Source organism: Pseudomonas arsenicoxydans, assembly GCF_006438915.1.
GTDB classification, from domain to species: Bacteria; Pseudomonadota; Gammaproteobacteria; order Pseudomonadales; family Pseudomonadaceae; genus Aquipseudomonas; species Aquipseudomonas arsenicoxydans_A.
Genome location: NZ_RCZE01000008.1, coordinates 296,243 through 311,340 on the forward strand (window position 1 = coordinate 296,243; position 15,098 = coordinate 311,340).

The 15,098-nt window shown below is 57.4% G+C and carries 7 protein-coding genes and 6 pseudogenes; 12 read left to right on the plus strand and 1 reads right to left on the minus strand.

Features of this window, described 5'->3' with window-relative positions; all coding sequences use genetic code 11:
* Positions 1-581: 581 nt before the first annotated feature.
* The gene (locus tag EAH78_RS18850; RefSeq protein ID WP_161599693.1) at positions 582-6,404 is read left to right on the plus strand and encodes an autotransporter-associated beta strand repeat-containing protein; all 5,823 of its coding nucleotides are present in this window, start codon (positions 582-584) and stop codon (positions 6,402-6,404) included.
* Positions 6,405-6,426: 22 nt separating this feature from the next.
* Here the strand turns inward: EAH78_RS18850 and EAH78_RS32770 are convergent.
* Positions 6,427-6,669: pseudogene (locus tag EAH78_RS32770) on the minus strand (hypothetical protein); the annotation flags it as partial.
* Between EAH78_RS32770 and EAH78_RS32775 the strand changes: the two are divergent.
* The 11 genes and pseudogenes from EAH78_RS32775 to EAH78_RS18900 form a co-directional block, all read left to right on the plus strand.
* A pseudogene (locus EAH78_RS32775) lies at positions 6,668-6,879 on the plus strand (integrase core domain-containing protein); the annotation flags it as partial. The pseudogenes EAH78_RS32770 and EAH78_RS32775 overlap by 2 nt on opposite strands.
* A gap of 488 nt (positions 6,880-7,367) precedes the next feature.
* Positions 7,368-7,742 (plus strand): hypothetical protein, encoded by a 375-nt coding sequence (locus EAH78_RS32180; protein WP_161599694.1) that lies wholly within the window; start codon positions 7,368-7,370, stop codon positions 7,740-7,742.
* Between the two features lie 212 nt (positions 7,743-7,954).
* A complete protein-coding gene (locus tag EAH78_RS18855; RefSeq protein ID WP_140668852.1) occupies positions 7,955-8,947 on the plus strand; it encodes a hypothetical protein in 993 nt (330 codons plus the stop codon).
* Between the two features lie 620 nt (positions 8,948-9,567).
* Positions 9,568-9,977, plus strand: a pseudogene (locus EAH78_RS18860) (DoxX family protein).
* Between the two features lie 196 nt (positions 9,978-10,173).
* Positions 10,174-10,782 (plus strand): RNA polymerase sigma factor, encoded by a 609-nt coding sequence (locus EAH78_RS18865; RefSeq protein ID WP_430539941.1) that lies wholly within the window; start codon positions 10,174-10,176, stop codon positions 10,780-10,782.
* Positions 10,779-11,060, plus strand: coding sequence for a zf-HC2 domain-containing protein (locus EAH78_RS18870; RefSeq protein WP_140668853.1), 282 nt, complete (start codon positions 10,779-10,781; stop codon positions 11,058-11,060). The genes EAH78_RS18865 and EAH78_RS18870 overlap by 4 nt, the downstream gene beginning before the upstream one ends.
* A gap of 1,067 nt (positions 11,061-12,127) precedes the next feature.
* Positions 12,128-13,522 (plus strand): annotated as a pseudogene (locus EAH78_RS18880) (DUF1254 domain-containing protein).
* A gap of 52 nt (positions 13,523-13,574) precedes the next feature.
* Positions 13,575-13,991 (plus strand): annotated as a pseudogene (locus tag EAH78_RS32780) (transporter); the annotation flags it as partial.
* A gap of 194 nt (positions 13,992-14,185) precedes the next feature.
* Positions 14,186-14,410 (plus strand): annotated as a pseudogene (locus EAH78_RS18890) (transposase); the annotation flags it as partial.
* A 73-nt stretch (positions 14,411-14,483) separates the two neighbouring features.
* Positions 14,484-14,852, plus strand: coding sequence for an IS5 family transposase (locus tag EAH78_RS18895; protein ID WP_140668856.1), 369 nt, complete (start codon positions 14,484-14,486; stop codon positions 14,850-14,852).
* Positions 14,828-15,098, plus strand: a 271-nt coding sequence (locus EAH78_RS18900; RefSeq protein ID WP_140668857.1) for a transposase, incomplete at its 3' end; no start/stop codon positions are given. The genes EAH78_RS18895 and EAH78_RS18900, both read left to right, overlap by 25 nt.

The window sequence follows — 15,098 nt, forward strand, 5'->3', positions numbered from 1 at the left end:
TATCTCGGGTGGCGTTTGGCGCTTTTTGGCAGCGCTTGGGAGGGACCTCCGACCGGAACAGAGACAAACATGAATCGAGCTTTTCGGTAAATTCCACTTACGCCGATGATGTCGACAGGTCAATAAGGACGAGCGCTTCGATCGCCCTGAGGTGGCGGCTCACACAGCCCATAGTGATCACCGCGACGACAGTTTTTCTTGTCGACATATTTTGGGCTCCCGCCCAGGCAGTCACGATTGATGGAGGGACCGTAGTTACTGTGCCCGGCACATTTGCGAGTCCTTGGAATGCTGGGATAGGCCTGGTCGTGGGAAGCACCAGTCTGGGGGGAACGCTGATCATCAACAACGCTGGTCAGGTAACCACCGGCACAGGAACTCCGATATCAGGCAGTGTGGCGGCTGGAGCCAACAGTGTCGGCGCTGTCACCGTGACAGGCCCCGGCTCGCGTTGGACCGCAAACGCTGAACTTCACTTCGCCGAGGGTAATGGCGCTAACGCAACGGTAAACATCCTTAACGGTGGCGCGATCACAACGAGTGGGGGCAGCGGCGGGATCCGTATGGGTTATGGCACTGGTGTGGCCAACGTCACCGTGGATGGCGCCGGCTCGCTACTGTCCTCCTCTACGTCGATAGACGTAGGTGAAACCGGCCGGTCAGCGCTGACGCTGTCCAATGGCGGCCGGGCTAACGCCAACTCCGTACGCGTGGGACTCATCGCCGGGGCCACAGGCGTAGTCAATATCGGTGCTGCCGTGGGCGCTGCTGCGGTGGCGCCAGGCGTCCTGGGCACATCGAGCGTGATACTGAATGCGGGAATCAACTCGCTGCTGGTCTTAAATCACACCAGTGTCAACGGCAGTTATGTGCTCTCACCAGTGATCAGCGGCACCGGTCAAGTCCAAGCTTATAGCGGCACCACGGTTGTGAGTAGTGCCAATACCTATACCGGCGGGACTGTGCTTAACGGCGGTGTGCTCCAGATATCGAGCAACGCCAATCTTGGCGCCGCCGCTGGAACGCTGAGTTTCAAGGGCGGCACGCTGAGGACCACGACGGGCTTCAGCATGGCACGCAGTACGACCCTCAATGCCTCAGGTGGCATCTTTGAAACGCAGACGGGCATTCTGCCCCTGATCCAGAACGGTATCATTGCGGGCGTTGGCGCCTTGACCAAGACCGGGGCCGGCACGCTGAACCTGACAGCCGCCAACACCTACACCGGTGGCACCGCAATCAATGGCGGCGTGCTGCAGATTTCGAGCGACAGTAACCTGGGTGCGCCGGCAGCAGCACTCAGCCTAGACGGCGGTACGCTGCGTACGACGGCGGATATCGCCATGGCCCGCAACACGACGTTGGGCGGCGCCGGCGGGACCGTCGAAACGCAGACCAGCAACCTGATCCAGAACAGCCCAATCACCGGCGTCGGCGCCTTCACTAAGACCGGTTCAGGGACATTGACCCTCACCTCAGCCAACACTTACACAGGCGGCACCACGATCTCCGCCGGTACCTTGCAGCTGGGCAATGGTGGCACGAGCGGCAGTATCGTCGACAATGTCACCGACAATGCGGCGCTGGCCTTCAACCGTTCAGATAGTGTCATCGTCGCCGGTAATATTTCAGGCAGCGGCAGCGTGTCCCAGAGCGGCGCCGGCACGACCGTGCTGACCGGCACCAGCACTTATACGGGCGGCACCACGATCTCCGCCGGCACCCTGCGGCTGGGCAATGGCGGCACGAGCGGCAGTGTCGTGGGAAATTTCATCGACAATGCGGCCCTGGTCTTTGATCGCTCGGACACTTTAAGCCTCGCCAGTGTTATTTCAGGCAGCGGTTCGGTGTCTCAGATCGGCACAGGCAACACCGTGCTGAGCGGTGCCAACACTTACACCGGGGCGACGACTGTTTCAGTAGGCGCCCTGTATGTCGATGGCAATCAGTCGGCCGCGACCGGTCTGACCAGCGTCGCGTCCGGTGCAACATTGGGCGGTAGCGGCACCCTCGGTGGCAGTGTGAACATCGCCGACGGCGGCACCCTCTCCCCGGGAGATCAGGGGAGCCCCGGCCAGCTCAGCATCAACGGTGACTTGGGGCTCAGCACGGGATCGCTGCTGAACTACCGTTTCGGCCAGGCCGGTGTTGTGGGCGGTTCGCTGAACGACCTCACCGTGGTCGGCGGTAATCTCACCCTCGATGGCTCGCTTAACGTCACCACCGCGCCCGGTGGCGCCTTCACACCAGGCGTCTACCGAGTCATCAGTTATGGCGGCGCGCTGACCAACAATGGACTGGCGCTCGGCACGACTCCGCCGGGCACGACCCTGGGAGTGCAAACCTCGGTCGCCAACCAGGTCAACCTCGTCAACACGACAGGGCTGACGCTGAATTTCTGGGATGGCAACGCGGGGCCGAAGAACAACGCAGCGGTCAATGGCGACAACGGCGTCTGGCAAAACAACAGCGGCAACGACAATTGGACTGACAGCAGTGGCACGGTGAATGCGCCCTTCAGCAATGGTTCCTTTGCGGTATTCATGGCGCAGCCGGGGACGGTGAGCGTGGATAACAGCCTTGGCCAGGTCAATGTGTCCGGCATGCAGTTTGCCAGCGACGGCTACGTCATCAGTGGTGGGCCGCTTGCGCTGGTCGGCTCGCCGACCAGCATCATTCGTGTCGGAGATGGCACCGCGAGCGGGGCCGCTGACACAGCGACGATCAATTCCGTGTTGACGGGAAGTTCGTCGATTCAGAAGGAGGATCTTGGCACCCTAGTCCTGACGGCCAATAACACCTACACCGGTAGTACCGCGATCAATGGTGGCACGCTGCAGATATCGAGCGACAACAATCTGGGCACGCCGGGAGCAGCGCTCAACCTTGACGGCGGGACGCTGCGTACAACGGCCAATATCGTCATGGCTCGCGACACGACGCTGGGCAGCACCGGCGGTACTTTAGAGACGCAGTCCGGCACCCTGACCCAAAGCAGTTCCATCGCGGGAACCGGCGCCTTGACCAAGACCGGGACCGGGACGCTCGCCCTCACCTCAACCAACACTTATACGGGAGGCACCACGATCTCAGGCGGCACCCTGCAATTGGGCGATGGCGGCACCAGCGGCAGTATCGTCGGGGATGTCACTGACAATGCGGCCCTGGCCTTCAACCGTACAGACACAAATATTTTTTCAGGCGTCATCTCAGGCAGCGGCACCGTGTCTCAGATTGGCTCCGGCACAACCGTGCTGATTGGCACCAGCAGTTACACGGGCGGCACCACGATCTCGGCAGGCGCCCTGCAACTGGGCAACGGGGGCACGAGCGGCAGTATTGTGGGGAATGTCATCGATAATGCCGTGCTGAGTGTCAACCGAACAGATACAGCCACTGTCGCGGGTGTCATTTCAGGAAGCGGTTCGGTGTCTCAGATCGGCACAGGCACCACCGTTCTGAGCGGTGCCAACACTTACACCGGAGCTACGACTGTTTTGGCAGGCGCCCTATACGTCGATGGCAATCAGTCAGCCGCGACCGGCTTGGCCAGCGCAGCGTCCGGTGCAACACTGGGCGGTAGCGGCACCCTCGGTGGTAGTGTGGACATCGCCGGCGGCGGCACCCTCTCGCCGGGGGACCCGGGAACCGTCCCCGGCCAGCTCGGTATCAACGGTGACTTGGGGCTCAACGCTGGATCGCTGCTGGACTACCGTTTCGGCCAGGCCGGTGTCGTGGGAGGGGCGTTGAACGACCTCACTGTGGTCGGCGGCAATCTTACCTTCGATGGCTCGCTCAACGTCACCACCGCGCCCGGTGGCACCTTCATCCCTGGCATCTACCGAGTCATCAGTTATGGCGGCACGCTGGCCAACAACGGACTGGCGCTCGGTACGACTCCGCCGGGCACGACCCTGAGTGTGCAGACCTCGGTCGCCAACCAGGTCAATCTCGTCAACTCGACGGGGCTGACGCTGAGATTCTGGGATGGTGTTGCAGGACCGAAGAACGACGGCGCCGTCAATGGCGGCAACGGCCTCTGGCAAAACGTCACTGGCAACGATAACTGGACCGACGCCGATGGCGCGGTGAATGCGCCCTTTACCGATGCCGCCTTTGCGGTGTTTATGGCTCAACCAGGGGCCGTGAGCGTGGATAACAGCCTTGGCCAGGTCAATGTGTCCGGTATGCAGTTTGCCAGCGACGGCTACGTCATCAGTGGTGGGCCGCTTGCGCTGGTCGGCTCGCCGACCAGCATCATTCGTGTCGGTGACGGCACCGCGAGCGGCGCCGCTGATACGGCGACGATTAATTCCGTGCTGACGGGGAGTTCGTCGATTCAGAAGGAGGACCTGGGCACCTTGGTCCTGACGGCCAATAACACCTACACCGGTGGTAACGCGATCAATGGCGGCGCGCTGCAAATATCGAGCGACAACAACCTGGGCGCGTCGGCAGCAGCGCTCAGCCTTGACGGCGGTACGCTGCGCACGACAGCCGATATCGTCATGGCCCGCAACACGACGCTGGGCGGCGCCGGCGGGACCTTCGAGGCGCAGTCTGGCACCCTGACCCAAAACAGCTCGATCTCGGGAACCGGTGCCTTGACCAAGACCGGGACCGGCACGCTGACCCTCACTTCAGCCAACACTTACTCAGGTGGCACCACGATCTCCGCCGGGACTCTACAGCTCGGCAATGGCGGCACCAGCGGCAGTATCGTCGGGGATGTCACCAACAATGCGGCCCTGGCATTCAATCACTCGGACATAAACAACTTCACAGGTGTGATTTCGGGGACGGGCTCAGTCGTTCAGGTCGGCACGGGCACCACCCAGCTATCGGGCACGAACACCTACAGCGGGCCTACGACGGTGGCGGCCGGTACTTTGCAGGCCGGCGCGAGCAACGCCTTTAGCCCCACCTCGGTGCATACAGTGCAGGCGGGCGCCACACTTGACACCGCCGGATTCAACCAGACCGTGGCGGCGCTGCAAAACAATGGAACAGTCAGCCTGGTGAGCGCCACTCCTGGCAGCACGCTTACGGTCAATGGGGCCTATGTGGGCAACAACGCTACGCTGCGACTCGGTACAGCTCTGGGCGGTGATGCCAATTCGAGCGACCGACTGGTGCTCAATGGTCCAACCGCCAGCGCAAGCGGCAACACCACCCTTCAGATCGCCAACCTGGGCGGCCTCGGCGCGCTGACCAGCGGCAATGGCATCGAGGTGGTGAGCGCACTCAATGGCGCGACAACTACAGCGCAGACGACCAAGAATGCCTTCAGGCTGGCCAACGGCCATGTGGATGCCGGCGCCTATGAGTATCGTCTCTATGCGGCCGACGTCACGGGCTCGGGGGAAAACTGGTATCTGCGTTCGAGTTCGCCCGTGTCGACGCCAGGATCCCCCACGCTTTTTTCAGCGGTGCCTACCTTCCGATCCGAAGTGCCACTACTCGCGGCATTACCCGCGCAGTCCAGGCAGGCAGACCTTGCAATGTTGGGCAATCTGCATCGCCGCGTCGGTGACGAGTTCAATCAAGGAGACTCTGCCGCGCCAACATCGGATGCGCATGACCTTCGCTCTTGGGGACGTGCGGTGTACACCGACCTTGATATCCAACAGCCGGGGGATGCCGATACCCACAGCAAGGGGCATGTGAGCGGTTGGCAGGTGGGCAACGACCTCTTCGCGAACGAAGAATGGCGCGCCGGTATCTATGTCGGTTACCTCGATGGCAATGCCGACGTCTCGGGCAATGCGCATGGCATCACAGGGCGCGTGGGCAGCAACAAGCTGCAAACGCGCTATGTCGGCGCCTATGCGACCTGGATGGATTCCAGTGGTACCTACGTCGACAGCGTGCTGCAAGGCGGGAGCCAGGACTATACCGTGCGACCGGATGACAACCCGAGCATCTCGGGCAATTACCATAGTTTTGCCGCGTCGGTGGAAGCCGGTAAACCCTTCGCCCTGACCGAACGCTGGAGTCTCGAGCCGCAGGCGCAGTTGATCTTCCAGCGGCAGAACCAAGACGACTTGACGCTCGGCGGAGCGCAGGTCAACCAACACACCACCAACGCTTGGCTCGCTCGCTTGGGTGCGCGCGTGAAAGGCGACTTCGTTACGGATACCGGAAAACTAGAGCCCTACGCGAGGCTGAACCTATACCAGGCGAGCATCAGCAACGATGTGGTGACCTTCAGCACGCCTGTGGCATCGACGGAGATCGAGTGCCAAAGCGGCTACAGCGCCGCAGAGGCAGAAGCCGGTGCAACCCTGGCGCTGACGGCAGACACCAGCCTCTATGGTGCAATCGGGCAACTATGGAGTATTGGCGGCGACGCGACCATCAAATCCTCTGTGCAGGCCTCGCTGGGCCTGAAGATGCGCTGGTAGCCGACTTAAGAAAAGCGGTTAAAAAACCCACACCCGGTACAACTCTGTCCAGGTACGTTCCCGCTGGCAGAGTGCTCTGGTTAGAGTAGATCCTGGCATTATAGTCAAACGATTGACTACCTAGCCATGAGCCTCTACCTGGATTGATCTCTGCATCGGAACTGGCTCGCGCGGTACCGGTGCCCCCTCAGCGAGTAGTTCCAGCGCTTTTGGAAATTTCATAGGACGAGTGATTGCTGCCGTACATCATCAGACGTCGCCCCCCGGTGCAAAGCCCGCAGAGCAACAGCATAGCCGAGAGCTTCGTTAAACGATCAAGCGCGACTGCGTCGGGCACGTACCCAAGCCTGATCGGAAGACAGTGTTACGTAACCTGACGATTGTCTTTGAGCATGACACCGAGGAGCAACCGCATAGCGCGCTGAAATACCACTCACCATGGGAGTTTAGGCGCTTGGCAGAAGCATCAATTTAACAGGGAGTTGGTGTCCGGCTTGATAGGGGCCAGTCCACCAGCACCGGTGGTCTCTTCCGCAGGCAACAGTGCCATCACCTGACGCTTCGGGTATGGACCAAGAATGAGCATTACTGGGTCCAGATGTATCTGTTTAACGAAAAAGCCTGCACCGCGTTGGCGAAGGAATTGGCATACCGTACCCGCAACGCGTGGTTACCGTGATCAATGGCAGATCCTCAGTTCCATTACTCCATTAACCTTGAGACGTGCGCGCTTGCCTTGGAACGCGCATCCAGCGGCGAAAAATGAGACAAGTCTTACAGCGGGCGTATGCACCATTGAGCGAAGCTGACTTGGCAACGCTCAACCATTGGCGGTCGAGAGGAGAGGCAACGAGAGCTCCAGAGACTTTTCTGAATCGAGCCCATTGAGTTGGAACTTGCCGACCCTAATAGATTAAGCGTGACCATAGTCTAAAAACCGAGGCAACCTTGCAGGTAATATCCTTGACTTCAAAAAAACTACGCATATTAATTGCCGACATGGATTTCGGACGCCGATTTGAGATTGAAAAAACACTTAACAGATTAGGCCAGTACAGTGTAATGCCAGTCAAATCTTTTGAAGAGTTGGTTATTTACAGCTTTGACTTTACGCCCTCATTTGACGTACTTATCGCCGATTTGAATTTTATGATTCAACCCAGTATAGATTTGCTGCAGTTCTGTCAAAAGGCGCCAGGTATTCCGTGTAAATTATTCTACAACTATCTCCCAGCAGGGACGATTATAAAGCAGCGACTTTGCACTCGTCCGTACAGCTACTTGATAAGCTCACCAACCGAAAAGGACCTAAGCGATTTCATTGCCCATATTAATTAAGCTCTCTGATAGGATATCTCGTCGATCTTGTTAACTAAAAAAACCTGCATGATAACCGACGACTCAACTCGGCGACCTCTTGCATAAAACTTTTCCTACAATCACGGGGACTGATACCCAAGCGCCGTGCGAAGGCGCGCCTGAATCCGTCAATATTGGCATAGCCTCCGCCAGCTGAGCTCGGCGAAGACTGGCTATACTAAGAGTCTTGAGTGCTAGAACCTGTAACATTTTATCAAATATATATCATCCCGATTTCGTTGATTACTTCTGAGCCATCGCATCTAGAAGATATTAAACTCCTCCAATTACAAAGGATTGACTACTATGCCGAAAGACTTTGGACAAAATGTAGGCAAAGACCCTATGCCAAGCGTCCTATTGCCTGCAAGACCCAACACGCCGCCCACAAACCAGGCACGCAGGAGTGGCAGGGTTTTCCCCCCGGTCGACAGCGCCCAGGTGCATTCACCCAGCACGTTGCTGCCTTCCCCTCGAATTGGCCCTCACGCTTCTCCAAAACCTGCGCCGTTTTCAGTCCCCAGAACCTGCTCCGCGTGTGGAAAGTATCACCAAGGCGCCTGCCCCCCCACTTGGCCACTAACGCATCTCTCTCGCAACATGCGTCGTCCACAGAGGTTGTGACGACTTCGTCGGCTCAGCCAGGAGCGAAGCTCACGTTTTATCGAGCCGATAACCGGACGTACGAAAAGCTACAACAATCCTCACCAGAGGGCTTCACCGCCTGGGTTCCATTGAATATAGAGCAGGCCAGAAAATTTGCGAGTATTTTCGTAGGCGGCAAGGACACCTCTGGCCTGCCTAAGCATGTCGTTGAGAACATCGGCAAATGGGGTAGGACACCAAGGCTTAACGACTTGTCCACGTACATAAAATACACAAAAGACAAGTCTACAGTTTGGGTATCTACCGCCATCAATACCGAAGCCGGGGGGCAGAGCGCTGGCGCTCCACTCTATGAAATAACCATGGCTTTGAATGAATTTAAAATCGGTCGAAATGGTCTCGAACCGCTGCCTGGAGGCAGGAGAAAAAACATGGAGTTCTCACTCTTGCTGGATGGTTCAAGTATTGAAACTTCGCAAGTGATTGCGCTCAATCATGGCCCCAAAGATGATGCTGAAGTCTCGTTCCTCACTCCGATTCCGATGAGCAATATTAAGCAATATACAGGGGAGAGATGACAGGTATTGAGGATTGGATGGATGCCGTGTAATACGCCATTTGAGCGCTGCTGCCACCGCCTAACTCATTGTGTGATGGAGGATCAGACCATGGCAAGGATCTGGCGGGACTCATCATAGGCTTCGAACCTGCTGCCAGTGTGCCGTATCTGGCAGATATTGCACAGCTGGAGCGCAAACGGTTCACCCCCTGGCACGCCACTGATGTACAGCCATTGAACCGTGAACATGTCGCTGCCGTGCTGTCAGCCCCAAACATTCTGCATGAACTGCACATTGGCTTTCACCCCTCCCTGAGCCTGTTGAATTCTGCCCTTGCAGTGGTCACTGTCTGGGCGGCTCACCAACGAGATGCTGGCCGGCGTCGATGCCCCCAAGGGCAAAATGCGCAGGTGATGCGTAACAGAAGGAGGTCAGGTCTTTGACATCGATGACGGTGCCTATGTATTCATCCGCGACCTGCAAAACGGCCACACCCTGATTCAGGCATTGGAGACAACATCAGCATCCGATATCAGTCAAACCCTCGCCCTGCTGATACGCCACAACGCCATTCCCATTTGCACCTCAAGGTATCGCCATGCCCCCCCCCCGTTCCCCGCGGCATCACGTTGCAGGGAATGATCCCCCAGAGCCTGATCGCTTTGATCGCACGTTCTCTATCGATGCCGCGTTCTGGAGGTCTGGGCAGTCCAAGATCGAGGGCCTGGCCATTGATCTGTTCGACGGCACCTTTCGGGTCAGCAAACCACGCCTGGCAAGGTCAATCATTCCGTTGTTCCGGAGCGATTGCCGGAGACCATCGCGCACATGGCCGCTTTCACGGAGCATTTCTTCCCGGTTCTGATCCTAATTGGTTTCGCCACACGCTTTTCAGTCTTGGCATGCTGAGTATAACCCTGACCATTCAGCTGTTCATGTCCCACGATGCCCCGAACTACGGGACCAAGGTAGCGGTGCTGTTGTACTTGATGGCGGCCGGACCGGGCAACCTATCGATCATTTGATTGCCCGACGCTACGTCCATTGATGTGATGATTATGAATTGAACAACGCGTCCATCCTCTTGGGCGAAACTCGGAGTACCTGGCGTTTTTGGGACGTGTCCTAAAGTGGCAACGCGGTACCACAAGTAACATCAGGCTCCCTGTCCGCTGCCCTTGACGGTACTTCTGTGCTGATGTTTTTGATATTGACTGATGCCGCTCAAATGGAGTGGCATACACATGAATGATGACACGAAACTGGTCAAACGGCTCTTATCCGGCGACCCCCGGGCTTACAAGGAGCTCGTCAGCACTTATCAAAGCGCCATGCGGGCGGTGGCCTACGCCATCGTTGGCGCAAGAGGCGCCGATGATGTGGTGCAAGATGCTTGGTTGTCAGTGGTGCGTAATGTGGCAGGCTTTCAAGGCCGCTCAAGCCTCAAGACCTGGCTCCTGACCATCACCGCCAACTCGGCCAAAAGTCGCTACAAGCAGAACCGCCGGGAGGTGTTGCTCGATGATTTGCCATTGCCCCATGGAACAATAGAAGATGATCGCTTTTCGCTTGGCGATAGTCATTGGCTGCTGGCACCATTCGCTTGGCATCAAGACACACCTGAAGCGCTGTTGACGGAAAACGAGTTACGTCTATGCTTGGAGCACACCCTCCAATACCTACCGCCATTGCAAAGCGGCGTGTTACTGCTGCGAGAACGCCATGGGATGGAGCTGGAAGAGATCTGTAATCTTCTGGGAATCTCGCCCGCCAATGTTCGTGTACTGTTGCATCGGGCACGGTTGAAGGTCTTTGCGGCCGTAGAACGTTTTGAGGAGGCCGGTGAACGCTGACCTGCAAAGAACAAGTTGCACTGTCAAGTGATTATCCCGATGGACAGTTGAGCTTTCGAGAGAAGTTGAGGGTGCGTCATCATTTGATGCTTTGCCCAATTCGCCGACGGCTCATTCGACAGATGCGTCTGATGCGTCTGATGCGTCTGATGCGAGCAACACTGAGCGCTATTCCGGAGGATGCTAAGCCAGACCTCGACTCGTTTGCCGAGCGCCTTGTTGCCAAACTTCGCAAGGATCTATTACCTCTTGTCGCTGTGTTCCTTGAAACAGACTGAACCGTAGGTGGCTTGCGAAGTACCGAACTGAATTTGCGCTCAAAAAGAACCCCGCGCAATGCGGGGTTAAAGTTGGCTTCGACCTTATCGTATGGAGCGACAATAATACCGGTACCCAGCACAAAAAAAGCACAGGATGCCTCATCCTTGAAGCAAAGCCATATTCCTCCATTACGAAGGCGCAAGTATTTAAGGTTTGTCTCAAAGTCAGAAGGCTAGTAATAAACAATTCAGGGATCCTTTTTTTGAATCTCTGTAACACCGAGGGGGCGTCGGTCCCTAGTGGTAGGTCGCAACTGAACAACCGTCCAGTCGACACCCTGACGATTACCGAGGATATAAGAACGGACTTCAAAACCGCCACTGCCGGTGCCACTATAGCTTTCGCCGCGACGACCATGGTTGCCGGTGTTGTCACTCAGGCCCAGGCTGCGGACGCTGCTCAGGTCCCTTGTTACGATGCGACTACTTGCAAAGTGTTATTTACATGGAGGTGACCACCCATTTGCATTGCCCCTGACCAGTCAATTGCATTCGTGCTGACCAACCGTTTGCATTCGAATTGACCAGCGCATGCCGTATCGACGTAACGGGTCGTTGGAGCAATGGCAAATGTGCACCTATGCTTGGTCTGCTGGAAGAATTAATCAAGCAGACCGTTCTGCTCCGACAAGGGTGCGCAATATTTGTAAAACGTCATCCGAGCAAATCAATGCCAATCCGCTCAGCGATGACGAGAGAGCAAGGCGTGTGATTGACTGCGCTCCGAAAATGTCACTGCGCCAGTAGTTCCCCAGTTTGGGTAGTCCATGCATTTGGCAGCCTTCAAGGAGAACTCCATGACGCAAGCTCTTAAACCCATAACCGCTCTGGCGGCCGTTATCGCGTTGGCCTTGCCTGCCATGGCCGCCACGCAGGCGGCCACCGAAATTCCACGGGGAATCACCACACCCGATCGCATCGAAACCCGTATCGGCACGCTGGAGTTCAAGGACGGTGCGCCGAGCGTTAAAACCACGCAGGACGTCTACGACACCTTGGCGTTCACTCGCGGCATCGACGCGTTCATGAACAGCTTTTCAGGCGCATCGGCCTATGCGATTCGCGAGGGTTTCCACAGCATTGGGGCTGAAGACAATTCGGTGGTCATCTTCTCCGAGCTGATGGACTCCCAATCGCTGTTTCTCACCGCCAACGCCGACACCATCTATTCGCTCTCTGTTCTCGACTTGACGAAAGGTCCAATGGTGATTGAGGTGCCACCCAAATCACTCGGCACACTCAATGACATGTGGTTCGGCTGGATCATCGACATCGGCGCGCCCGGCCCTGATCGGGGCGAAGGCGGAAAGTACCTGGTCGTGCCGCCGGACTACGACGGTCCGCTTCCAGACAGTGGCTTCTTCGTAGGCCGATCCAAAACCAATCATGTGCTGTATGCCGTTCGCGCCTTCATGGAGAACAATGACCCGAAACCCGCTGTCGACCTGATCAAAGACAAGCTGAAGATTTATCCCTACACGCCCGGCGGCTACGGCACCAGCATCGCCACGGCGCTCGCCGGCCAGATCCGGCTGGAGCCCAATCCGCCGATACCGCCGACAAAATTCGTGGAGGGCAGCGGCAAGGCTTTCAACACCATTCCCCCTAATGACTTTGCCTATTACGAGATGCTCGACAAGCTTGTGCAGCTGGAACCGGCCACCTCGTTCAACCCGGAACTCCTGGGCCAACTGGCGGCCATCGGTATCGTCAAGGGCAAGCCCTTTGCGCCGGACGAGAGGATGAAGAAGATCCTCACCGACGCGGCGGCCGTGGGCAATGCGGCGGGTCGATCACTGAACTTTCGTGGCGCCGAATACCCCGGCTGGGCTTACTACCCGAATTCGATGTGGGCCAGCATGCTATGGCAGGGAGGTTTCGACTTTGAGACACCGCCGCCCATGATCACCAAGGAAGGCTTGTTCAAGCCATTACCACCGACAGGGGCGCGAACACTCGATTCGCGCAAGGCCTTTTATTACGGCTACACCATGGATTCGCCGGGCATGATCATGCGACTGCCCAATGTGGGCTCGCTGTACCTCATGGGCTTCACCGATGCGCAGAAGAATCCCTTCGATGGCGGCAAGACCTACAAGGTGACCTTGCCGCCGAAAATTCCTGCGGCCAGGTTCTGGTCGTTCACCGTCTACGACAACCAGACGCGGTCCATGCTCCCGGCGCCGCAGCGCTATCCGCGCGCCGGCAGCCAGAGCTACCCTTCGCCAGCCGCCGTCTAGAACGCGGACGGGCCCACCACCATCTATTTCGGAGCTACAAAGCCCGCCGACGCCAAGGCAGGCAACTGGATCCAGACCACGCCGGACAAGGGCTGGTTCACGATTCTGCGCCTCTACAGTCCACTTGAATCGTTCTTCACCAAAGCGTGGCGGCCAAGCGAGCTCGAACTGGCTCGGTGATTCGGTGAGACAGAGTCGTGGTCAGCACAACTGCTAGGGCGGTGCTGACCGCGATAAACTGATCAGCAGCAAGCAATGGGGCTTAGGCCCCACGGCGGTCGCGCTAAACAGTCAAACGGCTGGACTCACGGCATTCTCGCTAACCAAATCTGGGGGCTGAAGGACGGCCCGCCGGATGAAAAAGAAAAGGTCAATCAGACCTTCTTGCAACCCTTCCTCACGTACACCACAGCTACCCTCACCAGCTACGGGGTAAACACTGCGTCGACCTATAACTGGCAATTCCGGGAGAGGTCGATACCCGTAAACCCCGGTCACCCAACTGCTGAAAATCAGCGGTCAGCCTCTAACCATCCAAGCTGGTCTACGACACTGGCTCGACAGTTCGGAAGATGGTGCACAAGACTGGGGCTTTCGCGTGGCCGTGACGTTACTGTTTCCACGCGGATGGATAGATAAAAGCTTGTGATTTATTGGGCGAAACTGACAGGCCATTAGACTGACCTTTACTTGCTACGAATGGCAAATGCACTCCCGCGAGTAACACTCGCTGATACCCATCAACTGCAAACAGCAGGTCAGTACGAAGGCAAATGCCTAGGGGGCGTTCTCATTTGAGCTAAGCAGGGCCATTCGATACCCTTGGGCTATTTGGGTTAACTGATGAGCTGCTATAGGTTGCGTACCGATCAATGGGAGCGCATCAAGGAACTGCTGCCGGGTAAAGCCAGCGACCGAGGCGTGACCGCCCGCGATAACCGCCTGTTTGTAGAGGCGGTACTCTGGATTGCCCGAACTGGCGCGCCCTGGCGGGATCTACCTGAAACCTACGGTCACTGGCATCGGGTCTATGTGCGTTATAACCGCTGGTCACGCAAGGGCGTTTGGTTGCAGNCTAGGGGGCGTTCTCATTTGAGCTAAGCAGGGCCATTCGATACCCTTGGGCTATTTGGGTTAACTGATGAGCTGCTATAGGTTGCGTACCGATCAATGGGAGCGCATCAAGGAACTGCTGCCGGGTAAAGCCAGCGACCGAGGCGTGACCGCCCGCGATAACCGCCTGTTTGTAGAGGCGGTACTCTGGATTGCCCGAACTGGCGCGCCCTGGCGGGATCTACCTGAAACCTACGGTCACTGGCATCGGGTCTATGTGCGTTATAACCGCTGGTCACGCAAGGGCGTTTGGTTGCAGATCATGGCATCGCTTGCGGCTGACGCGGACCTGGAACACCTGATGGTGGGTGGCAGCATAGTGCGCGTTCATCAGCATGGTGCGGCAAAAAAACATGTCAGGACGCCGAAGCCATGGGCAAGTCCAGAGGCGGACTGAGCACCAAGATTCATGCGGCCGTCGATGCACTGGGGAACCCGGTACGCCTGCTGCTGACGCCCGGACAAAGCTCTGAATACGGCCAAGCCGAAGCGCTGATCGAAGGTTTTACGCCCGAAGCGGTATTGGCAGACAAAGGTTACGACTCAGACGCCTTTGTGGAGTTGATACAGCGCAATGGGGCTGAAGCCGTCATTCCCTCAAGAGGGAATCGTCTGAAGCCTCGAAAGCTGGATCGACATATTT